Annotated in this window: 19 protein-coding genes and 2 pseudogenes; 11 read left to right on the forward strand and 10 right to left on the reverse strand. The window is 70.4% G+C overall.

Going from position 1 to position 21,165, the window contains the following annotated elements; translation table 11 throughout:
• Nucleotides 1–48: 48 nt before the first annotated feature.
• Genes OG259_RS39130 through OG259_RS39140 form a run of 3 tightly spaced genes read right to left on the reverse strand, consistent with a single transcriptional unit; the run spans nt 49 to nt 4,727 of the window.
• Entirely contained in the window at nt 49–1,488 is a 1,440-nt protein-coding gene (locus tag OG259_RS39130) for a glycoside hydrolase family 43 protein (protein ID WP_328946593.1), read from the reverse strand.
• Nucleotides 1,485–3,704 (reverse strand): beta-glucosidase, encoded by a 2,220-nt coding sequence (locus tag OG259_RS39135; RefSeq protein WP_328946594.1) that lies wholly within the window; start codon nt 3,702–3,704, stop codon nt 1,485–1,487. The genes OG259_RS39130 and OG259_RS39135 overlap by 4 nt, the downstream gene beginning before the upstream one ends.
• 9 nt (nt 3,705–3,713) lie before the next feature.
• Nucleotides 3,714–4,727: a LacI family DNA-binding transcriptional regulator gene (locus OG259_RS39140; protein WP_328946595.1), complete on the reverse strand. Its 1,014-nt coding sequence runs from the start codon at nt 4,725–4,727 to the stop codon at nt 3,714–3,716.
• 265 nt (nt 4,728–4,992) lie between these two features.
• Here OG259_RS39140 and OG259_RS39145 point away from each other — a divergent pair, with 265 nt between their 5' ends.
• The 9 genes from OG259_RS39145 (at nt 4,993) to OG259_RS39185 (ending at nt 14,805) form a co-directional block, all read left to right on the forward strand.
• On the forward strand, nt 4,993–6,285 hold the full coding sequence (locus tag OG259_RS39145) for an extracellular solute-binding protein (RefSeq protein WP_328946596.1): 1,293 nt from the start codon (nt 4,993–4,995) through the stop codon (nt 6,283–6,285).
• Between the two features lie 4 nt (nt 6,286–6,289).
• Nucleotides 6,290–7,267, forward strand: coding sequence for a carbohydrate ABC transporter permease (locus OG259_RS39150; RefSeq protein WP_443052091.1), 978 nt, complete (start codon nt 6,290–6,292; stop codon nt 7,265–7,267).
• Nucleotides 7,264–8,094, forward strand: a complete 831-nt coding sequence (locus OG259_RS39155; RefSeq protein WP_328946597.1) for a carbohydrate ABC transporter permease — start codon at nt 7,264–7,266, stop codon at nt 8,092–8,094. The genes OG259_RS39150 and OG259_RS39155 overlap by 4 nt, the downstream gene beginning before the upstream one ends.
• 139 nt (nt 8,095–8,233) lie before the next feature.
• Nucleotides 8,234–9,598 (forward strand): glycoside hydrolase family 30 protein, encoded by a 1,365-nt coding sequence (locus OG259_RS39160; protein WP_328946598.1) that lies wholly within the window; start codon nt 8,234–8,236, stop codon nt 9,596–9,598.
• Nucleotides 9,599–9,643: 45 nt separating this feature from the next.
• A complete protein-coding gene (locus OG259_RS39165) occupies nt 9,644–10,690 on the forward strand; it encodes an endo-1,4-beta-xylanase (RefSeq protein ID WP_328946599.1) in 1,047 nt (348 codons plus the stop codon).
• Nucleotides 10,687–11,733, forward strand: coding sequence for a Gfo/Idh/MocA family protein (locus OG259_RS39170; RefSeq protein ID WP_328946600.1), 1,047 nt, complete (start codon nt 10,687–10,689; stop codon nt 11,731–11,733). The genes OG259_RS39165 and OG259_RS39170 overlap by 4 nt, the downstream gene beginning before the upstream one ends.
• Nucleotides 11,730–12,590 (forward strand): PmoA family protein, encoded by an 861-nt coding sequence (locus OG259_RS39175; RefSeq protein ID WP_328946601.1) that lies wholly within the window; start codon nt 11,730–11,732, stop codon nt 12,588–12,590. Before OG259_RS39170 ends, OG259_RS39175 begins: the two co-directional genes overlap by 4 nt.
• On the forward strand, nt 12,587–13,336 hold the full coding sequence (locus OG259_RS39180; protein ID WP_328947312.1) for a cupin domain-containing protein: 750 nt from the start codon (nt 12,587–12,589) through the stop codon (nt 13,334–13,336). The genes OG259_RS39175 and OG259_RS39180 overlap by 4 nt, the downstream gene beginning before the upstream one ends.
• Nucleotides 13,333–14,805 carry a non-reducing end alpha-L-arabinofuranosidase family hydrolase gene (locus OG259_RS39185; RefSeq protein WP_328946602.1) on the forward strand — a complete coding sequence of 491 codons (1,473 nt, stop codon included), beginning with the start codon at nt 13,333–13,335 and terminating at the stop codon, nt 14,803–14,805. The genes OG259_RS39180 and OG259_RS39185 overlap by 4 nt, the downstream gene beginning before the upstream one ends.
• A 36-nt stretch (nt 14,806–14,841) precedes the next feature.
• Here the strand turns inward: OG259_RS39185 and OG259_RS39190 are convergent.
• The 4 genes and pseudogenes from OG259_RS39190 to OG259_RS39205 form a co-directional block, all read right to left on the reverse strand.
• Nucleotides 14,842–14,949, reverse strand: a pseudogene (locus OG259_RS39190) (IS5/IS1182 family transposase); the annotation flags it as partial.
• A 520-nt stretch (nt 14,950–15,469) separates the two neighbouring features.
• Nucleotides 15,470–16,186: a flavodoxin family protein gene (locus OG259_RS39195; protein ID WP_328946603.1), complete on the reverse strand. Its 717-nt coding sequence runs from the start codon at nt 16,184–16,186 to the stop codon at nt 15,470–15,472.
• A gap of 208 nt (nt 16,187–16,394) precedes the next feature.
• Nucleotides 16,395–16,674: pseudogene (locus OG259_RS39200) on the reverse strand (flavodoxin family protein); the annotation flags it as partial.
• Nucleotides 16,675–16,818: 144 nt separating this feature from the next.
• Complete coding sequence (locus OG259_RS39205; protein ID WP_443052092.1) at nt 16,819–17,100, reverse strand: DUF6296 family protein; 282 nt, start codon at nt 17,098–17,100, stop codon at nt 16,819–16,821.
• Nucleotides 17,101–17,309: 209 nt separating this feature from the next.
• On the opposite strand from OG259_RS39205, the gene OG259_RS39210 reads away from it, so the two are divergent.
• Together OG259_RS39210 and OG259_RS39215 are read left to right on the forward strand one after the other, a co-directional pair.
• Entirely contained in the window at nt 17,310–17,879 is a 570-nt protein-coding gene (locus tag OG259_RS39210) for an HPP family protein (protein ID WP_328946605.1), read from the forward strand.
• A gap of 183 nt (nt 17,880–18,062) precedes the next feature.
• Nucleotides 18,063–18,905 (forward strand): RNA polymerase sigma factor SigF, encoded by an 843-nt coding sequence (locus OG259_RS39215; RefSeq protein WP_443052160.1) that lies wholly within the window; start codon nt 18,063–18,065, stop codon nt 18,903–18,905.
• Between the two features lie 56 nt (nt 18,906–18,961).
• On the opposite strand, the gene ehuA is transcribed toward OG259_RS39215, so the two are convergent.
• Genes ehuA through ehuC form a run of 3 tightly spaced genes read right to left on the reverse strand, consistent with a single transcriptional unit; the run spans nt 18,962 to nt 21,094 of the window.
• The gene (gene ehuA / locus OG259_RS39220; protein ID WP_328947314.1) at nt 18,962–19,771 is read right to left on the reverse strand and encodes an ectoine/hydroxyectoine ABC transporter ATP-binding protein EhuA; all 810 of its coding nucleotides are present in this window, start codon (nt 19,769–19,771) and stop codon (nt 18,962–18,964) included.
• Nucleotides 19,772–19,784: 13 nt separating this feature from the next.
• The gene (gene ehuD, locus OG259_RS39225; RefSeq protein WP_328946606.1) at nt 19,785–20,420 is read right to left on the reverse strand and encodes an ectoine/hydroxyectoine ABC transporter permease subunit EhuD; all 636 of its coding nucleotides are present in this window, start codon (nt 20,418–20,420) and stop codon (nt 19,785–19,787) included.
• Complete coding sequence (ehuC, locus tag OG259_RS39230; protein WP_266901391.1) at nt 20,420–21,094, reverse strand: ectoine/hydroxyectoine ABC transporter permease subunit EhuC; 675 nt, start codon at nt 21,092–21,094, stop codon at nt 20,420–20,422. The genes ehuD and ehuC overlap by 1 nt, the downstream gene beginning before the upstream one ends.
• Between the last annotated feature and the right edge of the window lie 71 nt (nt 21,095–21,165).

Consider the following 21,165-nt stretch of genomic DNA (forward strand, 5'->3'; position numbering starts at 1 on the left):
GTCGAAAGTGTTTCGACAGGGGCCGCTTCTCTGTGAGCAAGTGCTTGGTCAGTTCGGATAGGTGATGTCAAACCACGGGAAAAGGGCCTGGTTCGTGGACGGGTGGCCGTGGGAGCTGGCGTAGAGGCCGAGCTGGACGCTGGTGAACAGCGGCGTGAGGAAGGTGGCGTCGACCGCGGCCAGGTCCTGCCAGGGGCCGTCCGGCGCCGCGTGGACGAAGGTGTGGCCGAAGCCGCGGATACGGACCCCCAGGCGGACAGGGCCCGGGGGGACGGTGGCGCGGGCCAGGACGTCCGGCCCGCGGCGGAGGACGAGTCCCTCCGCAGTGCGCAGAAGGAGGAGGTGGGCGTCGTCGTCGACGACCACGGCCAGGCCGGCCTCATCGTCCGGTCCGGCCGGGGCGAAGCGCAGCTCGGTGGACACGTCGCAGTCGGGCTGTTCTTGGGGGCGGACCAGGAGGGAGGGGACGGCGAAGTCGCCGAGGCGTTCGGGGCGGAGCCGGAGCCGGAGCCCGTCACCGGTGGTCCAGAACGGTGCGCGTGGCGTGCGCAGGGTGCTCCAGTCGGGGGAGAGGGCGGCGAAGTCGTCGTGCAGGGGCCGGGGAAGACCGGCGTGGGCGACGGGAGAGAAGGCCGGCCAGCCGTCGTGCCAGGTGACCCGGCTGAGGAACGTCTCGCGGCCGAGGGCGGAGCCCGGGCGCACGCCCAGAAGGACGGCCCGCCAGTCGCCGTACGGCGTCTGTACGAGGTCCGCGTGCCCGGTGCAGGTCACCGGGCCCTTCGGGGCCGGAGGCAGTACCGGGTTGTCGGGGGCGCCCTCGTAGGGACCGGTCACCCTGTCGGCGCGGGCGGCCACCACGCTGTGGTCCACATCGGTTCCGCCCTCCGCGGTGAGCAGGAGGTAGGTCCCGTCGATCCGGTAGAGGTGAGGGGCTTCCGCCCATCGGGCGGCCGGGTGGCTTCCCGACCACAGGACGTACTCGGGTCCCGTGAGCCGCCGTTCGAGGGGAAGGTATTCGCGCATCCAGATCTCGGTGAGGCCGGCGGACTCGTCCCGTACGCGGGAGGCGGTGAACCAGGCCCGGCCGTCGCCGTCCGGCCCGTCGTCGAAGAACAGCGACGGATCGAAGCCCTCGCCCTCCAGCCAGTACGGTTCCGACCACGGCCCGGCGGGGTCGGTCGCCGTGACGACGAAATGGCCGGGGCCGTCCATCAGTGTGCAGACGAGGTGGAAGAGCCCGTCATGGTGCCGGATCGTCGGCGCGAACAGGCCGCGTGAGGGCTCGCACCCGTCGAGGTCGAGCTGGGACGGCCGGTCAAGGGCGGAGCCGAGACGCCGCCAGCTCACGAGATCGCGGCTGTGGAACACGGGAAGCCCCGGGAACCACTCGAAGCTGGACGTCACCAGGTAGTAGTCCGAGCCCACGCGGCAGACGGACGGGTCGGGCCGGAACCCGGACAGCACGGGATCACCGAACGACGTGGTCATGGCACCGCGTCGATCTCGACCGGAACGGACAGGACACGGTCGGCCGCCGGGTGCCGTACGGGGCCGTGCAGGACGAAGGACCCCTGGAGCGGAAGATCGCCGCTCGACCGTCCGACGGCCACGCCGACCTCTCCGGGCTCGACTCTCCTGCGCAGATCGATTCCGGTGAAGGAGGTTCGGTCGGCGTGGACGGAGAAGGTGATCCGGGCGGCCACACCCGGCCCCAGCTCGACCCTGCCGAATCCGGCGAGCCACCGCCGCGGCCGGACGACGGACGCCTCGGGGTCCGAGAGGTACAGCTGGACCACCTCGGTCCCGGCCACCTCGCCGACGTTGCGCACGGTGACCGCGACCGAGACGGCTCCGTCCGTCGGGGCGACGGGATCCACCGCGAGATCCGCGTAGGCGAAGCTGGTCCAGCTCAGCCCGTGTCCGAACGGGAACAGCGGAGTCGGGTCCACCGAGCTCCAGTCGGTGCGACCGCCCAACGTGGAGTGCAGATAGGTGCCGGGCTGTCCGCCGACCTGGCGGGGGATGGAGACCGGCAGCCGCCCGGACGGCTCCGCGGCCCCGCTGATGATCCGTGCCAGCGCCGTCCCGCCCTCCTCGCCGGGGAAGAAGGCCTGGACGACGGCCGCCGCGCGCTCGGCGAGCGCGCCGAGCGCGTAGGGCCGGCCGGAGACGAGGACCAGGACCGTCGGCACCCCGGAGTCGAGGACGGCGGAGGCGAGTGCGGCCTGGTCGCCGGGCAGGTCGAGGGTCTCGGCGTCGCAGCCCTCTCCCGAGGTGCCCCGGCCGAACATGCCGGCCCGGTCGCCGAGTACCAGCACGTTCACCTCCGGATCATCCGCGGTGACCGTGAACCCGGCGGCGGTGAGCGTCTCGCGGAGCGTCGGGATCTCCACCCCGGGGTCGCCCGGCAGCGCGACATGGTTGGGGAAGGAGTAGCAGCCGAGGAAGGAGTGGGGGTCGTCGACGTACGGCCCGGTGACAGCGACCCGGCACGGCCGCAGCGGCAGGATGCCGTCGTTGGCGAGCAGCACGGTGGACCGTTCGGCCAGGATCCTGGCCAGCGCCCGGTTCTCCGGCGGGTCGAGGTCGATCGGCTCGGGCTTGACGGGTTCCCATTCGGGGTCGAGCAGGCCGAGTTCGGCCTTCTGCAGCAGGACCCGCTCCGCGGCCCGGTCGACGAGCTCCTCGGGCACGTCTCCGGATCGTACGAGCGCGGTCAGCGGCTCGCCGTAGCAACGGGCCGTGGGCAGCTCGACGTCGATTCCGGCGGTCAGCGCGAGCGCGCCGGCCGCGCCGCGCGATCCGGTGACGCCGTGCCGGGACTCCAGGAAGGAGACGGAGTAGTAGTCGGCGACGACGGTACCGCCGAAGCCGAGCTCGTCCCTGAGCAGCCCGGTCAGCAGCCGCTCGTCGGCGGCGACCGGGACGCCGTCCACGTCGGTGTAGCTGTTCATCACCGACCGGGCGCCTCCCTCGCGCAGCGCCCGTACGAAGGGCTCGACCAGCACGTCGGCGAACTCGCGTGGCCCCACGGGGACGGGGGCCATGTTCCGGCCGCCGCGCGAGGCCGAGTACCCGGCGAAGTGCTTGAGGGTCGCTACGACGCCGGCGCCCTCCAGACCCTGTACGTAGGCGGTCCCGATCGCCCCGACGAGACAGGGGTCCTCGCCGATGCACTCCTCGGTCCTGCCCCACCGGTAGTCACGGACGACGTCGAGCACCGGAGCGAGCCCCTGGTGGACGCCGACCCGCCGCATCCCCTCGCCGATGGCGGCGGCCATCCGCCGTATGAGCTCGGGATCGAAGGACGCGCCCCACGCGAGCGGTCCTGGGAAGACCGTGGCCCCGAGCGTCATGAAGCCGGTGAGGCACTCCTCGTGAGCGAGGGCCGGGATGCCGAACCGGCCGGCTTCGATCACCTGCCGCTGGAGTGAGGCGAGCCGTTCCATTCCGGTTTCCGCGGTGATCGGCGCGGTTCCGTACACCCGGGTGAGCTGGCCGAGCCCATGTCCGATGATGTCGTCGAGGCCCGGAGCCGGCTCGCCGGAATCGTCCTCCATCGGCGCCACAGGCGCTCCGGGATCAGAGGGCAGGGCCCAGAAGCCGGCCAGTTGCCCCGTCTTCTCCTCCAGCGTCATCCGACTCAGCAGATCGGCCACGCGCATGGAAGCGGGCAGGAGGGGGTCACGCCAAGGCTCGGTCACGGGGTTCTCCTAAAGGCGGGGCGGGGCGGTGGAGAGGCGGACCTTGAGTTCGGTCGAGAGCTCCACCCGAGGGCTGACCAGGGGTTGGTCCTCCAGAAGCTGGAACAGCGTGCGGGCGGCGACGCGGCCCATCTCCTCCAGCGGCTGGCGCACCGTCGTCAGCGGGGGTGACAACCAGTCGCACATCGGCAGGTCGTCGAAACCGACCACACTGAGGTCCTGAGGGATGCTCAGTCCGGCCTGCCGGGCCGCCTCGTAGACACCCATCGCCTGCTGGTCGCTGCCCGCGAAGATGGCGGTCGGCGGCTCGGGCAGGGCGAGCAGCTCCTGAGCGCACCGGAATCCGCCCTCGTGCTGGAAGTCGCCGAACCGGATCAGGTCGCGGTCGACCTCGACCCCGGCCCGCTCCAGGGCCGCCCGGTAGCCGTCGATGCGGGCCTGGCTGCAGAGCATCTCCTTGCGCCCGCCGATCGCGGCGATGCGGCGGTGCCCCAACTCCAGCAGGTGTTCGGTGGCCGCGAGGCCGCCGCCCCAGTTGGTCGCGCCGATGCTCGGTACGCCGTTGTCCGGCAGGTCGATCGGGTCGATGACGACCAGCGCCACCCCGCCCCGCTCGACCTGGGCGCGCTGCGCCTGGGTGACCGAGGCGGTGACGAGGATGACGCCGTCGCTGTGGTGCTGGACCGGTAGCGCGGACCAGCTCGACGGCGTGGCCTCGCCCGGTGGGACGAGCGACACGACGGTGCCGACGCCCCGCTGGGCGCACTCGGCCTCGACGCCGCGCAGGATCTCCACCGCCCAGGCGCTGTCCAGACCGCCGATGATCAGGTCGACGAGGCCCGATCTGCGGGACCTGTTCTGCCGGCCGGGCTGGAGGTAGTTGTGGGCCCGCAGCAGGCCTTCGATCCGTTCGCGGGTCGCGGGCGCGACGTCGGAACGGCCGTTGATCACCTTGGAGACGGTGGCCTGGGAGACCCCCGCCTCCGCGGCGATGACCGCCAGAGTCGCACGCTGCTCGCTCAACTGTTCTCCTCCTCGACGCCGTGGGGCGACGATTTGTATCGCAAACTTTCGAAGAGTTTCTGGGCGGCGTGACGGCTTGTCAACCCCAGGTTCCCGGCAGGTTTCCGAGATAAATCGGTGAGAAGTCTTGACCGTGCCGCCCGGCGTTCCTAGTTTGTGGCACCACGGAAATCGAGAGTATTTCGAAAAAGTTTCGAGCACGGGACCGGCATGAACCCGGCAGCGGCTCGGCATCGAACCCGGCATCCCCCCTCACGGAGGTCCCATGGCCAGCACCGTCCCGAGCCGACGCAGCTTCCTGGCGCTCGCGGGCTTGACCACCCTGTCCGTCGCCCTGACCGCGGCCTGCGGGGCCGACGAGTCGGGCGGCAACCTGTCGGCCGACGGCAAGGTGACGTTCGAGTGGTGGAACATCGCCACGACGGAACCGGGCAAGTCCCTCTTCCCGCAGATCTCCACAGCGTTCACGACCGCCCACCCGAACATCGCGATCAACACGACCTCGTTGGAGAACGAGGCGTTCAAGTCCAAGCTGACCGCGACCACTTCCTCGGGCAAGCTGCCCGACGTCTACCAGACCTGGGGCGGCGGCGTGCTCCAGCAGCAGGTCGACGCGGGGCTCGTCGAGGACCTCACCGACCTCCTGGACTGGTCGTCCCAGCTCACCGCGGTCTCGCTCCAGGCCTACCAGATCGGGGGGCGCACCTACGGAATCCCGTACGACATCGGCATGGTCGGCTTCTGGTACAACAAGAAGCTCTTCGCCAAGGCCGGGATCACCACTCCGCCGGCCACCTGGGCCGAGTTCCTCGACGATGTGAAGAAGCTCAAGGCCGCGGGCATCACCCCGATCGCCCTCGCCGGCAAGGAGAAGTGGCCGGGTCACTACTACTGGGCCTATCTCGCGATGCGCCTCGCCGGCCTCCCCGCCCTGCAGAAGGCGGCGACCAGCAAGGACTTCACGGGCGCCGGCTTCGTCCAGGCGGGCGTCCACCTCAAGGAGCTCGTCGACCTCCAGCCGTTCCAGCCGGGCTTCCTCGGCGCGGGCTACGCGACCCCGGGCGGCCAGGCCGCGTCCGTGGGCAACGGCAAGGCCGCCATGGAGCTGATGGGGCAGTGGGGACCGTCGGTGCAGAAGGATGCGGGCGCCGACCTCGGAGCGGACCTGGGCTTCTTCCCCTTCCCGACGGTCGACGGCGGTGTGGGGCAGGCGACCGAGGTGTTCGGCGGCGGTGGTGGCTTCGCGCTGCGCAAGGGCGCTCCGAAGGAGGCGCTGGACTTCCTGAAGTTCTTCGTCCTGGAGAACGAGTCCAAGCTGCTGGCCTCCAACGGCTACCTGCCGGTGGTCAAGGGCGCGGAGAGCCGGCTCACCGACGCCAACAAGAAGGTGGTGGCCGAGAGCCTCGTCAAGGCGACGGGGTTCCAGCTCTTCCTCGACCAGGCGTACCCGCCGGCGGTCGGCCAGGAGGTCAACGACAGCGTCGCCGACCTCATAGCGGGCAAGAAGACGCCCGAGCAGGTCACCGCGTCGATCACCGAGGCTGCGAAGAGTGCCTAGCTCCGTGTCCGCCCTGACAAAGGAACGGACGGTGGAGTCCGTGGTGGCGCCCCCGCCGCCCCCGGCCCGTTCACGCCTGAGCCGGTGGGGGGCCTGGGCGTCGGTCGCCTGGTTCCTCGTCCCGGCCCTGGTCCTCTTCCTCGTCTTCGTCCTCGCCCCGATCGTCGTCGCCGTCTGGACCGGCTTCTTCAAATGGGGCGGGATCGGCCCCATGGGCGAGTTCGTCGGCTTCGCGAACTACACCAAGCTCTTCGACGACCAGGTCTTCATCGGCGACCTGTGGCGCGGGCTGTACCTGATCCTCATGTCGGTCCTGGTGCAGCTTCCGTTCGCCCTGTTCACCGCGGTCCTGCTCAACCAGAAGCTCCGCGGCCGGGCCGTCTACCGGATGCTGTTCTTCGCGCCGTACATCCTCTCCGAGGTGGTCACGGCGGTCCTCTTCACGATGATCTTCCTGCCCGGCGCCGGCATGGCCGACCATCTCGCCGGCTTCCTGGGCCTGGAGGGTCTGCAGGGCAAGTGGCTCGCCGATCCCTCGACGGTCATGCCGACCCTGTTCGTCGTCATGATCTGGAAGTACTTCGGCTTCCACATGATGCTGTTCCTCGCCGGGCTGCAGAGCATCCCGTCCGAGATTCTCGAAGCCGCCTCCATCGACGGCGCCGGCGCCTGGCAGCGCTTCCGGCACATCACGCTGCCGCTGCTCGGCCCCACGATCCGGATCAGCGTCTTCCTGTCGATCATCGGTTCGATCCAGCTCTTCGACCTCGTCTGGGTCATGACCGCGGGTGGGCCCAACCACTCCTCGGAGACGATGGCGATCACGATGTTCCAGTTCGGGTTCAAGCGGTACCAGGTCGGATACGCCAGCGCGATCAGCGTGGTGCTGTTCATGATCAGCCTCGTCTTCTCGCTCTTCTACCAGCGCTACGTGCTCCGCCGCGATCTGAGCGGGGCCGTCACCTCGGGAGGTGGCCGATGAACGCCCGTCGGACGGTGCGCGGCCTTTCGCTGCACGCCGTGGTCTGGCTGATCGCCGCGTTCGTCGCCGTACCGCTGCTCTACGCGGTCATCTCCGGCTTCAAGAGCACCGCGGAACTGACGAACAATCCTTTCGGGCTTCCGCAGCAGTGGAAGATCGGCAACTACATCGGAATTCTCGGCGACGGCATGTTCTGGCGGCAGATCGCCAACAGCGCGGGCATCGCGATCGGTACGACGGTCTGCACCGTAGTGGCCTCCGCGATGGCGGCTTTCGTCCTGGCCAGATATGCCTTCCGTGGGAGGGAGTTGTTCTATACGCTCTTCACGATCGGGCTGATGTTCCCGTTCGCCGTGGCCGTTCTGCCGCTCTTCCTCATGCTGCGCACCTTCGGCCTGCTCGACAATCCGCTCGGAGTGATCCTCCCGCAGGCGGCTTTCGGGCTCCCCATGACGATCGTGATCCTGCGCGGCTTCTTCCGGACCATCCCGGCGGAGATCGAGGAGGCCGCCACCATGGACGGCTGCGGCAAGTTCCGCTTCTTCTGGCAGATCCTGCTGCCGATGGCACGTCCGGCGCTCGGTACGGTCTCGGTGCTCGCGGTCGTCGCGAGCTGGAACAACTTCTTCCTGCCGCTGCTGGTGTTCAACGATCCGAAATGGCAGACGATCCCGGTCGGCGTCCAGCAGTTCCAGGGCCAGTACTCGACCGACTTCGCGCTCGTCCTCGCCTACATCGTGCTCGCCATGGTCCCCGCCCTCGCCTTCTACGCCGTCGCCGAGCGCCAGCTGATCGGCGGCCTCACCGCCGGTGCGACCAAGGGCTGACCCGTACTGCGCAAGGGCTGCCCCGTACGCACCACCAAGGGCCGACCCGACCCGCGCGCCCTCCTTCCCTCTCCGAGGAGACCCAGTGAAACGCCTGACCGCCTTGACAGCCGCCATATTGTTAGCGCTAACATCACAGGTGGCCGCCGCCGAACCCGTACCGTCGGCGGCCAACCAGGCCCACCAGGCCGCCCCCACTCGTCCTGCCATCGACTTCCGGGCCGCACTCCAGCCCATCGACGGCTTCGGCTTCTCCATGGCCTTCCAGCGCGCCGACCTCCTGCACGGCGCGCGCGGCCTCAGCCCTGCCAAGCAGCGCGAGGTGCTCGACCTGCTGCTCAGCAAGGAGAAGGGCGCCGGCCTGTCGATCCTGCGCCTGGGCATCGGGTCCTCGACCGACCGGGTCTACGACCACATGCCGACGATCCTGCCCACGGACCCCGGCGGGCCGGACGCCACACCGGAGTACATCTGGGACGGCTGGGACGGCGGACAGGTCTGGCTCGCCAAGGAGGCCAAGGCGTACGGCGTCAAGCGGTTCTACGCCGACGCCTGGAGCGCGCCGGCCTTCATGAAGACCAACGGCAGCGAGAACAACGGCGGCGAGCTCCTGCCCGCCTGGCGTCAGGCCTACGCGAACTACCTCGTCCAGTACGCGAAGTTCTACGAGCGCGAAGGCATCGGCATCACCGACCTGGGGTTCACCAACGAACCCGACTGGACGGCGACCTACGCCTCGATGCGCTTCACCCCCCAGCAGGCCGTCGACTTCCTCAAGGTGCTCGGACCGACCGTCCGCTCCTCCGGACTGAAGACCGGCGTGGTCTGCTGCGACGCCGCCGGCTGGGACCGCCAGGTCGCCTACACCGAGGCCGTCGAGGCGGACCCGGACGCCGACAGGGCCGTGCGGACCGTCACCGGCCACCGCTACAGCGGTGCGACCACTGTCCCGCAGCCGACCGACAAGCACGTGTGGATGTCCGAATGGTCACCGGACGGCACCACCTGGAACGAGAACTGGGACGACGGCAGCGGCTACGACGGCCTCACTGTCGCCGCCGACATCCAGAACACCCTGACCGTCGGCAACGCCAACGCCTACGTCTACTGGACCGGCGCGTCCCTCGGCGCGACCCGGGGCCTCATCCAGCTCGCCAACCCCGGCGACGACTACCGGGTGTCCAAGCGGTACTGGGCCCTGGCCGCCTTCAGCCGGTTCATCCGCCCCGCCGCCGTCCGCGTGCCGGTCACGGACGCCGACCCCGCCCTGCGCGTCACGGCCTTCCGCAACCCGGACGGCAGCCGCGTGATCGAGATCCTCAACACCGCGACCACCGAGAAGTCCGCCGAGTTCACCCTTCGCGGCGGACACGACCGGCACCCCGACGGCTACGTCACCGACGAGACCCGCTCGATCACCCCGGCCGACGTCGCCTCCACGCACGGCACGACCCTCACGGCCAGGCTCGCCCCGCGCGCGCTCACCACGATCGTTCTCGACTGACCCGTCCTTCTCGACCGACTCGCCCATCACCCGAGGAGCCCCCCCATGCCCAGGTCCATGTCCCGGCATCTGATCGCCCTCTCCGCGGCCGTCTGCCTCGCCGCCGGCCTCGCCGCCACCCCCGCGACCGCCGAGCCCCGCCCCAGGACGCTCGCCGAACTGGCGAAGACGCACCACAAGTACTTCGGCTCGGCCACCGACAACCCCGAGTTCACCGACGCCGCCTACCTGAAGCTCCTCGGCAGCGAGTTCGGCCAGACCACCCCCGGCAACGCCATGAAGTGGTACGCCACCGAGCCCGAGCCCGGCGTCTTCGACTTCACCGCCGGCGACGAGGTCATGGCCTTCGCCAAGGACCACCACCAGAAGGTCCGCGGCCACACGCTCGTCTGGCACAGCCAGCTCCCCGCCTGGCTCACCGATCGCACCTGGACCGCCGACGAGCTGCGCCCCGTCCTCAAGAACCACATCCAGACGGTGGCACGGCACTACAAGGGCAAGGTCATCCACTGGGACGTCGTCAACGAGGCCTTCAACGAGGACGGCACCTACCGCGAGTCGATCTTCTTCAAGACGCTCGGCCCCGGCTACATCGCCGACGCCCTGCGCTGGGCCCACGAGGCCGACCCGCACGCCAAGCTGTACCTCAACGACTACAACGTCGACGGCATCAACCCCAAGAGCGACGCCTACTACAAGCTGATCAAGCAGCTGAAGGCCGACGGCGTCCCGGTGGAGGGCTTCGGCCTCCAGGGCCACCTGGCGCTCCAGTACGGCTTCCCCGCCGGCGTCCAGGAGAACATCCAGCGCTTCGCCGACCTCGGCGTCGAGGTCGCGATCACCGAGCTCGACATCCGGATGGAGCTCCCGGCGACACCGGAGAAGCTCGCCACCCAGGCCACCTGGTACGCCGACTACGTCAAGGCCTGCCTGGCGGTGGAGAAGTGCGTCGGCGTCACCGTCTGGGACTACACGGACAAGTACTCGTGGATCCCCGGTGTCTTCCCCGACGAGGGAGCGGCGCTGCCCTACGACGAGAACCTGGAGCCCAAGCCCGCCTACCACGCGATCAGGAAGGTGCTGGGCGGATGATCAGGACGGCGATCGTCGGTGCGGGCGGGATCGCGGGCATCTGCCACGTACCCGCCCTCCGGGCGCAGGCACACCGGGCCGAGATCGTGGCCGCCGTCGACGTGGATGCAGTGCGTGCCGAGGCCTTCGCGGCCGAGCACGGCATCCGCGCCGTCCACACCGACCTCGACACGATGCTCCGGGAGGAGCGGCCGGACCTCGTGCACCTGTGCACACCGCCGCACCTGCACGCCGAACAGACCGTGGCCTGCCTGGAGTCGGGGGCGTGGGTGTGGTGCGAGAAGCCGGTGGCCCTGTCGCTGGCCGAGCTCGACCGGATCGACGCAGCCGAGGGCACCGCCGCCGCGGGCGCGGTCTTCCAGCACAGGTACGGCTCCGGCGCCCGCTACCTCCGCGACAGCATCGCCGCCGGGACCCTGGGCCGTCCGCTGGTCGCGCAGTGCGTCACGGCCTGGTACCGCGACGACGCCTACTACGACGTGCCGTGGCGCGGCACCTGGCGGAGCGAGGGCGGCGGCCCGACGCTCGGCCACGGCATCCATCAGATGGACCTGATGCTCGCGGTGCTCGGCCCTTGGGCCGAGGTACGCGCGATGGCCGGCCGCCTCGAACGCGAGGTCCAGACCGAGGACGTGTCCACGGCCCTGGTCCGGTTCGAGAACGGAGCCATCGCGACGGTCGTCAACAGCGTCCTCTCGCCGCGCGAGGAGAGCTACCTGCGGTTCGACCTCACCGACGCCACGGTCGAGCTGCGGCACCTGTACGGCTACTCCAACGCGGACTGGACGTTCACCGGCAGGACGCCCGCCACGAAGTGGGACCCGCCGGACGACCTGCCCAGCTCGCACACCGCCCAGCTCGCGGACTTCCTGGACTGTTACGAGGCCGGGCTCCGGCCCGACCTCGGCAGGCTCACCATGGAACTCGTCACCGCCCTCTACAAGGCCGCGATCACCGGCCGGCCGGTCCTGCGAGGGGAGATCGACGCGGCCGACCCCTTCTACGCCTCGCTCCACGGAGGACGACCGGAGGTGTTCCGATGACGTTCGAACTCCTGGAACAAGAGGACGCGCTGACCGTCCGGGCGCGCGGCACCGATCTCTTCCGGTACGTGCACCGGCCGGTCATGGACCCCTTCGAGGCACCGAAGCCGTACCTGCATCCGTTGCGCACGCTCGCCGGCCAGGTGGTCACCGGATACCGCCCTCACGACCACCGCTGGCACAAGGGCGTCCAGTTCACGGCGTCATGGGTGTCGGGCCAGAACTTCTGGGGCGGCGGCACCTACCTGCGCGGGCAGGGCTACGTGGACCTGCCGAACCTCGGCACGATGCGCAGCCTCGCCGTATCCGCCGAGACGGATCACGACCGCGCCGTCATCACCGAGCACCTCGCCTGGCACACGATGGCCGGAGGGCACTGGATCGACGAACGCCGCACGCTGACCGCGTGCGACGTCGAGGCCGACTCCTGGACCCTGGAGGTCACCACCGCGCTGACCAACGTCCACGGCACCGACCTGGTGTTCGGCAGTCCCGGCACACAGGGCAGGGAACTCGCCGGGTACTCCGGCCTGTTCTGGCGCGGCCCGCGCGAGTTCACCGGCGGCGACGTGATCGGCCCCGGCATGGGCGAGCCGGGCGACTGGCTGGCCTTCATCGGTACGCACGACGAGTTCGACCGCTCCTCCACGCTGCTGTTCCAGGACGACCCGGACAACCCCTGCCAGTGGTTCGTCCGCAGCGAGCCCATCCCTGCCGTCAACCCGTCCCTGGCGTTCGACAAGGAACTGCCGCTGGCCCCGGGCGACAACTTGTCGCGCCGCTATCGGATCGTCGTGGCCGACGGCGCGTGGGACCTCGCCCGCCTGACCCGGCACGTCGAGGAGCACCCGTGGTGACACCGCTTCCCGGCGGTGTGGGGATCTCCGGGCTGACCGTGTACGACTGGGAGGCAGCCGACGGACTGTGCGGCGGCACCCCTCACATGCACCTCGTCTGCTCCGAGGCATACATCGTCATCGGCGGCGAGGGCAGCGTCCAGACCCTCACCAGCTCCGGTTTCGCCGACACTCCGCTGCGCGCCGGCGACGTCGTCCGGTTCACCCCGGGAACGATCCACCGACTCGTCAACGCGGGTGACCTGCGGCTCGTCGTACTGATGCAGAACAGCGGCCTCCCCGAGGCCGGCGACGCCGTCTTCACCTTCCCCCCGCCCTTACTGGCCGACCCCGACGCCTACCAGGCGGCGGCGGCCCTGACCGGCGACCACGGCGCGGCGGCGCGCCGCCGCCGCGACCTGGCGCTCGAAGGGTTCCTGGACCTGCGCCGCGAAGGAGGGCTGCCGGAGTTCCACGCCGCGGCCCACCGCCTGAAACGCGAACTCCTGGACCAGTGGGAGATCCGTTGGCGTGACGGTGCTCTGGCGGCGGCCGAGGAGACCGGCCGTCAGTTGGAACGGCTGAAAGTCGGAGATTTCTCCCACCTCGACCACGGCGCGGTGTCACGGCTCGAACGCCCGGAGGCCCCGCTCTTCGGCATGTGCGGTCTCCTCCACCCCTTTTCCGCTCCCACCCTCCCGGCGCGACCGCTCGGCGGCCAGCCGGAATCACCCCACCCCCACCCCCCGAAGGAACAATTCCGATGAGATTCCGTCATCCACCCCTGATCCTGAGCCTCGTCCTCGCGGTCCTGTCGTCCCTGCTTCTCGGGGCCTCGCTCCTCACCGCCCCGCCCGCCGCCGCGGCCACCATCGACACCAACGCCTGGTACGTCCTGGTCAACCGCAACAGCGGCAAGGCCCTGGACGTCTACAACCTGGCGACCGGCGACGGCGCCCGCATCACCCAGTGGACCAGGAACGACCAGAACCAGCAGCAGTGGCAGTTCGTCGCCTCCGGCGACGGCTACTACCGCGTCAAGTCCCGCCACTCAGGCAAGGTCCTGGACGTCCAGAACAGCTCCACCGCCAACGGCGCCGCGGTCACCCAGTGGACCGACGTGAACGGCACCAACCAGCAGTGGCGGCTCGCCGACAGCGCGGACGGTCACATCCGGCTCGTCGCCCGCCACAGCGGCAAGGCCCTCGAAGTCCAGGGCGCCTCCACCGCCGACGCCGCGAACATCGTCCAGTACGACGACTGGGGCGGCGCCAACCAGCAGTGGCAGCTCGTCAAGGTCACCGGCGGCACCCCCGGCACCTGTGCCCTTCCCTCGACGTACCGCTGGTCGTCCACGGGCGCGCTCGCGCAGCCCAAGACGGGCTGGGCCGCGCTCAAGGACTTCACCGTCGCCCCCTACAACGGCAGGCACATCGTCTACGCGACGACGCACGGCGCCGCGGGCACGGGTGCGGGCTGGGGTTCGATGAACTTCACCCCGTTCACCGACTGGTCGCAGATGGCCTCGGCCGGCCAGAACGCGATGTCGAACTCCGTCGTCGCGCCCACGCTCTTCCACTTCGCGCCGAAGAACATCTGGGTGCTCGCCTACCAGTGGGGCAGGACGGCCTTCTCGTACCGGACGTCGACCGACCCGACCAACCCGAACGGCTGGTCGGCGGAGCAGGAGCTCTTCTCGGGGACCATCGCCAACTCCGGGACGGGACCGATCGACCAGACGCTGATCGGTGACGGGACGAACATGTACCTGTTCTTCGCCGGTGACAACGGCAAGATCTACCGGGCGAGCATGCCGATCGGGAACTTCCCCGGCAGCTTCGGCACGACCTCGACGGTGGTCATGAGCGACACGACGAACAACCTGTTCGAGGCCCCGCAGGTCTACAAGCTCCAGGGCGAGGAGCGCTACCTCATGATCGTCGAGGCGATCGGTTCGCAGGGCCGGTACTTCCGCTCGTTCACGGCCACCAGCCTGAACGGCTCGTGGACGCCCCAGGCCGCGACCGAGAGCAACCCCTTCGCCGGCAAGGCCAACAGCGGCGCCACCTGGACCAACGACATCAGCCACGGCGAACTGGTCCGCGCAACCGCCGACCAGACCTTCACGGTCGACCCCTGCAACCTGCGCTTCCTGTACCAGGGACGCGACCCGAACTCCGGCGGCGACTACGGCCAGTGGCCCTACCGGCCGGGCCTGCTGACCCTGCAGCGCTGACGACGTGGCACCGCCCCGGCTCCCATGAGCAGCGGTCCGGGCGCCAGCCGCATGCTGGTGGGCTCGGACGATGGTGGAGTCGACCGCGACAACCCAGTCGCGGTCGCCTTCGGCATCGGCCTGGGCGAGCAGGGCGGCGCGAATCTCCTCGCGGCCGTACGCCTCGCGTGCGGCGCGGTCGGAGAGCTCGCGCTCGTACGCCCACCGCTCGACGGCGGACATGTGCTCGGTGCCGTCGGGGCCGCGCCCGACGTCCGCCCCGTACGGCCCCCGCTCGTCGGGGTCCGCCAGGGGAGGGTCGTCGAGGTGGATCGGGTGCATCGCGTCGTCGAGGGCGTTCCGCGCGGCGACGGTGTCGGCGACCGTCGCCCCCGCGAGCGGCGGGGGCGGAGTGGGTGGGTGCCGGCGGTCGATCTCGGCGGTGATCCGGGTGGCGTCCTCGGGGCTCGCGTAGCGGATGCCGTGCCGGCCACCGGGCTATGGGCGGGTGCGCTGATCTTCAGTGCCGTGCGCTCTCTGATGGTGCACAGGACGGAAGCTGTTCGGCGCGGCCTGGAGGCAGGACGTCAGGCTGAGGCCGCTGTCGTCGCGGGCGCTGCCGCGCGACGGACCCGCTTGATCCGGAGCTGACCTCCACCAGGCCTCCGACCGTTCCGGCCCGCACTCAACGGTGTTCGGGGTTCTCGAAGTCGAAGCGGCAGCCGGCGTCCCACTCGGAGCGCTGGTTGCCGTGTGCGGGGATGCCACCCGCGTCCTTGAGCATCCGTGCCAGGTGAAGCTGGTTCCAGGTCATGAAGGTCGTGTTGCGGTTGGTGAAGTCGTTGTCCGGCCCGCCGGAGCCGGGATCGAGGTACGACGGGCCCGGGCCGGCCTCGCCGACCCAGCCCGCGTCCGCCTGCGGCGGAATGACGTATCCGAGGTGCTGGAGGCTGTAGAGGACGTTCATCGCGCAGTGCTTGGCGCCGTCCTCGTTGCCGGTGATCAGACAGCCGCCCACACGACCGTAGTACGCGTACTGGCCACGCTCGTTGAGGATCGACGAGCAGGCGTACAGACGCTCGATCACTTTCTTCATGACCGAGGAGTTGTCTCCCAGCCACACCGGGCCCGCCAGGGTCAGGATGTCGGCGGCCATCACCTGCGAGTAGATCACCGGCCACTCGTCCGTCTCCCACCCGTGCTCCGTCATGTCCGGCCAGACACCGGTCGCGATGTCGATGTCCACCGCCCTGAGCACCTCGACCTGCACGCCCTGGCGCTCCATGATTCCGGTGCTGATGTCGATCAGTCCCTGCGTGTGGCTCCGTTCCGGCGACCGCTTGAGGGTGCAGTTGATCACCAGGGCGCGGAGATCACGGTAGGACGTGCCGGTGTCGGTCATCGATGCGTCCCCTTGCGGACGAGTGGGTGGTCGGGCGGCGCAACACCCAGCTGCCGACGTCGATGGGGCCCCGGGTTGGTCCGGCCGAAAATCCCGTCCACTGTCTCGCCTCGTTGGGCGGGATGATCGAATGACGCGCCAACGGTCACGGAGCCGGCCACCCGATCACCCGCATGGCCCCGCACCGATGACATGTATCCCCGAATCAGATCGGCCCGCACAGCACCAGGAGGTCGGCCGCCGTCTCCCGCTCGTACAGCGCCGGCCACACGTCCGTCTCCCAGCCGTGCTCCGCCATGTCCGGCCACACGCCGGCCGCGATGTCGAGGTCGACGGGCCGCACGAGCGCGGTCGTCACACCCTGCTCCTCCATGACGGACCGGCTGCGCTCGATCAGCCCCTCGGTGTTGCTGACCTCGGGGGGAACGCTTGAGCGTGCAGTCGAGATAGAGCGCGCCGAGATCCTCGTACCGGTACGGGGGCGGCATCGGGCGCAGCGGAATCGGGCACGGCCATCAGCGGTCTCCTCGCACACGGAGCGGCCCTTCGCGGGGCCACCCCCAGCCTGCTCACCCCCACGCCGCCGGGCCACTCGGCTCGACCGAACGCCTGAGGACCGTGGAGGTGCGGATTCAGAACGCGGGGGCCGAGGCACTCGGGGGATCGCCGGGATCGGAGGAGTCGCCGTCGGGGAGGGGTCGGGCCAGGACATGCTGCGCCGCTTGCTGGTGCCCACCTGAGGCGAGGATGCGTACCTCGTCCCGGTCGCTGATCTCCGCCCGGATGATGCCGGTGGGGTCGGCATAGACCGGATGACCGCCGGAGCCCTTGAAGGAGGTGCGCTCGACGACCACGACGTCGCGGGCCGAACCCTCGCCGTCGGAGAACACCAGCTCGTACCTGAGTGCGTTCACCCGACTCATTTTACGCCGACCGGGCCGGCCCGCCCCCGCCCGCGCCGCCACGAACCCGCTGGTTAGAGTGGTGCGAGGTTGCGCCGCCGCACCAGGCTCAGGCGCGAGACCGGGCCGACTGTCGACCACAGGGTCCTCCCGTACGACCACCAGCCCGCCTCCAGTCTCGTCCGGCCGCACGGCCGCCTGCCCCGGAAACCCCGCATCACATGAGTACCGACACCGCCCTGCGCCCCGACCCGGCCACCCCCGACGGCACCGCTTCCCGGAGCCGGCGCCCGCGCCTGCCCTGGATGGCCGGTCGTGCCCCGGCCCGGCCGGCGCCCGCGGCCGCCGTCCACAACGTCAGCGCCGCCACGGCCGCCCTGCTCGCGCTCGTCGCGATCGGCGCCGCCATCCACGAGCCCGTGCTGATACCACCGCTCGCCGCCAGCGCCGCGCTGGTGCACTGCGCCCCCGCACTTCCGCTGGCCCAGCCGCGGAGCGTGGTCGTCGGCCACCTCCTCGGGGCCGCCGCCGGGTACGCGGTCGCCGCCGCGGCACACGGCAGCGCATGGGCCGCCGCCCTCGCCGCCGGTGTCACCCTTGCCCTCACGACGCTGGCCCGGACCCCGCACTCACCCGCCTGCGCGACCGCCGTCGTCGTCGTGCTCCAGGCGCCCGCTCCGGGCAGGTTCGTGCCCCTGCTGTTCGGATCCACGGTCCTGCTCGTGCTGACCGCGTACGCCGCGTCCCGCATCCGGCGCCGAGCCCCGAGGTACCCCGCCTACTGGTGGTGAGCGCGGCCCCGGCCCGCCAGGTCACCCCGCGGAGGAAACGGCGGGCCACGGACGAGGAGTGCTCCGGGGAAGCCGGGGTACGAGAACCGGGACCGCTGAACGGACCGCGAGCCAGAGGAGGTTGTCCCCGTGCGGACCGATCCGGCCGAAACGACGACGACGTACGTGACGAACGTGACGTACCTGACGAACGGTACGGGTGAGGAACTGCCTGTTCTGGAAGCCCCGCACGAGCTTCCGCCCCGGGACGCGCGTGCCCTGTCGAAGGTGTTCCTCCGCGAACTGGCGGCGCGAGAGGAGGGCACGGAGGGCCACCAGTACGTCCGGAACACCCTGATCGAGATGAACATGTCGCTGGTGGTCTACGCGGCGGGTCGGTTCCGCGCGCGGGGCGACGAGCGGGAGGACATCCTCCAGGTCGGCATGATCGGCCTCATCAAGGCCATCGACCGCTTCGACCTGTCGCGCGAGGTGGAGTTCGCCACCTTCGCCGTGCCCTACATCGTCGGCGAGATCAAGCGGTTCTTCCGCGACACCACCTGGGCGGTGCACGTCCCGCGCCGCCTGCAGGAGGCGCGGGTGGAGCTGGCGAAGGCGACCGACGAACTGAGCTCACGGCTCGGCCGGGCCCCGCGCATCGCGGAGCTCGCACCGGTCATGGACCTGTCCGAGGACGAGGTGGTCGAGGCCCAGGTCGCCGCCAACGGCTACCACTCCGCCTCCCTGGACGCCACGATCGCCGGCGGCGACAGCGACGACGAGGACGCCGCCCTGGCCGACCTCATCGGCCAGGAGGACCCCGCGCTCGAACTCTTCGAGGAGTTCCACACCCTCGCCCCGCTGGTGGAGGCCCTCGCCCCGCGCGACCGGCTGCTGCTGCACCTCCGCTTCGTCGAGGAGCTGACCCAGACCCAGATCGGCGAGCGGATCGGCGTGTCCCAGATGCACGTCTCCCGGCTGCTCGCCCGAAGCCTGGACCGGCTGCGGGAAGGCATGGTCACGGTCGAGCCGGGCGCCGACGGCTGACCCGAGTGCACGACCCGGCCCTCGCCGGGCCGTGCACTCCGACCGGCGCGCCCCCCTCAGCGCACCGAACTCAGGAACGCGCGGGTGCGCTCCTCGGCGGGCGCGTCCAGGAGTTCGTCGGCCCGTCCCGACTCGACGATCCGGCCGCCGTCGAACATCAGGATCCGGTCCGAGACGTCCCGGGCGAAGCCCATCTCGTGCGTGACGCACAGCAGGGTGATGTCGGTCCCCCGGGCTACGTCCCGCAGCACGTCCAGCACCTCCGCCACGAGCTCCGGGTCCAACGCCGAGGTCACCTCGTCCAGGAGCAGGATCTCGGGCCGCATCGCGAGGGCGCGGGCGATCGCCACCCGCTGCTGCTGGCCGCCGGAGAGCCGGGTCGGCCGTGCGTCGACCTTGTCGGAGAGCCCGACCAGGTCGAGCAGGCCCCGGGCCCTGAGGCCGGCCTCCTCCCGGCTCTCGCCGAGCACGTGTACGGGCGCCTCGACGACGTTCTCGAGGACGCTCATGTGGGGGAAGAGGTTGAACTGCTGGAAGACCATGCCGATCCGCCGCCGTCGCGCGGCCAGATGACGTTCGCTCGCCGGAACGAGTGTCCCGGTCCCTCTGCCCGGCATGTGGGAGAAGGGTTCACCGTGCACATGGATGACACCGTCGGTCACCCGCTCCAGCGTCATGAGCAGCCGGAGGATCGTGGTCTTCCCGGAGCCGCTCGGGCCGATCAGCGTCACGCGCTCCCCAAGGGCGACCTCCAGGTCGAGACCGTCGAGCACGGTGTGGTCCCCGTAGCGCTTCGTGACCCGGTCGAAGCGGACGGCCGGGCCGGTGGTGGCGCTCGCCCCCACGGTGCTCTCGGTGTCCTTGATGTCCGCGGTGTCCTCAGTGCGCAAGACGCGCCTCCAGTCGTCGTATCAGCACCGACGTCGGCCAGCTCGCGAGCAGGAACACCACGGCGGCAAGGGTGAAGCTCTCCAGATAGGCGAAGTGGGTGCTGCCGAAGGTGTTCGCCTCGTGGACCATCTCGTGCACCGTGATCACCGAGAGCAGCGGTGTCTCCTTGAACATGGAGACCGCGTAATTGCCCAGGGGTGGCAGCACGTTGCGGACGGCCTGCGGCAGCACCACCGCCCGCCACACCCGCCGGCGCGGCAGCGACAGCGCCGTACACGCCTCCCACTGCCCCTTCGGTACGGCGTCGATGCCCGTCCGGTACACCTCGGAGAGGTACGTGGCGTAGTGCACGCCCAGGACCAGGACACCGATCGTCGGCGCGTCGAGCCCCGGGACCAGCACCCAGGCCGCGAACAACTGGACCAGGAGCGGGGTCGAGCGGACGAACCCGGCCGCCCCGCGCACCGGAAGGGCCAGCCACCCGGGACCCGCGCGCTGCGCCAGGGCGAGCGCAAGGCCCAGGACCATCGCGACGACGAAGGCGAGCACGGTCGCGACCAGGGTGACGCCGAAGCCCTCGAGAACGGTCGGCAGTGCGGCGCGGGCCGCCTCCCCGTCCCACATCAGGCCCCTCCTTCCTGCCCGAGACGGGCCTTCGCGGCCCGCTCCAGGGCGTTCATGAGGAGGCTCAGGACGACGGCCAGGCCGAAGTAGAGCCCCAGGAGCAGCAGGTACGAGGCGGCCGTCGCGCCCGTCGACGAGCGCAACTGGTCGATCTGGAACGTGAGATCCGGGACCGTGACCAGGGAGAGCAGCGGCGTCGCCTTGAGCAGCTGGACGAGGAGGTTCTTGAACGGCGCGACCATCAGGGCGTGTGCCTGCGGCAGCACGACCCGCCGCAGGCGCAGCACCGGCCCCATGCCCAGGGCGATCGCCGCCTCGGTCTGGGAGCGGGGCACCGCGGCCACCGCGCCCCGCACGACCTCGGAGCCGTACGCCCCGAAGTTCAGCCCCAGGGCGAGCACGCCGCAGGCCAGCGGCTCCAGCCGGAAACCGACCATCGGCAGCGCGAAGAACAGCCAGAAGAGCTGCACGTACAGCGAGGTGCCCCGGAAGAACTCCACGACGAGCCGCACCGCACCGCGCACCGGCAGCCGCGCCGACCGGGACAGCAGGCCGAGGGCGTACGCGAGGACCAGGGCGAGCGCGGCGCCGAGCACCGTGGCCTCCACCGTGACCAGGAGCCCCTCGGCGAGCCGGGGCAGCGCCCGGCGGAGCTCGGGGAGGAAGTCAGCCATGCCGAACCCCCGTCAACCGAACTCCCGTCGAGGGAACTCCCGTCGACCGCGCGCCCGTCACCCGGCCGCTG

Source organism: Streptomyces sp. NBC_00250 (assembly GCF_036192275.1).
GTDB lineage: Bacteria > Actinomycetota > Actinomycetes > Streptomycetales > Streptomycetaceae > Streptomyces.

Excerpts from the sequence above, each read along its gene's own strand:
- OG259_RS39130 (WP_328946593.1), bottom strand. The coding sequence starts at position 1,488 with ATGACCACGTCGTTCGGTGATCCCGTGCTGTCCGGGTTCCGGCCCGAC.
- OG259_RS39145 (WP_328946596.1), top strand. The coding sequence starts at position 4,993 with ATGGCCAGCACCGTCCCGAGCCGACGCAGCTTCCTGGCGCTCGCGGGC.
- OG259_RS39155 (WP_328946597.1), top strand. The coding sequence starts at position 7,264 with ATGAACGCCCGTCGGACGGTGCGCGGCCTTTCGCTGCACGCCGTGGTC.
- OG259_RS39165 (WP_328946599.1), top strand. The coding sequence starts at position 9,644 with ATGCCCAGGTCCATGTCCCGGCATCTGATCGCCCTCTCCGCGGCCGTC.
- OG259_RS39170 (WP_328946600.1), top strand. The coding sequence starts at position 10,687 with ATGATCAGGACGGCGATCGTCGGTGCGGGCGGGATCGCGGGCATCTGC.
- OG259_RS39175 (WP_328946601.1), top strand. The coding sequence starts at position 11,730 with ATGACGTTCGAACTCCTGGAACAAGAGGACGCGCTGACCGTCCGGGCG.
- OG259_RS39185 (WP_328946602.1), top strand. The coding sequence starts at position 13,333 with ATGAGATTCCGTCATCCACCCCTGATCCTGAGCCTCGTCCTCGCGGTC.
- OG259_RS39195 (WP_328946603.1), bottom strand. The coding sequence starts at position 16,186 with ATGACCGACACCGGCACGTCCTACCGTGATCTCCGCGCCCTGGTGATC.
- OG259_RS39210 (WP_328946605.1), top strand. The coding sequence starts at position 17,310 with ATGAGTACCGACACCGCCCTGCGCCCCGACCCGGCCACCCCCGACGGC.
- ehuD (WP_328946606.1), bottom strand. The coding sequence starts at position 20,420 with ATGTGGGACGGGGAGGCGGCCCGCGCCGCACTGCCGACCGTTCTCGAG.
- ehuC (WP_266901391.1), bottom strand. The coding sequence starts at position 21,094 with ATGGCTGACTTCCTCCCCGAGCTCCGCCGGGCGCTGCCCCGGCTCGCC.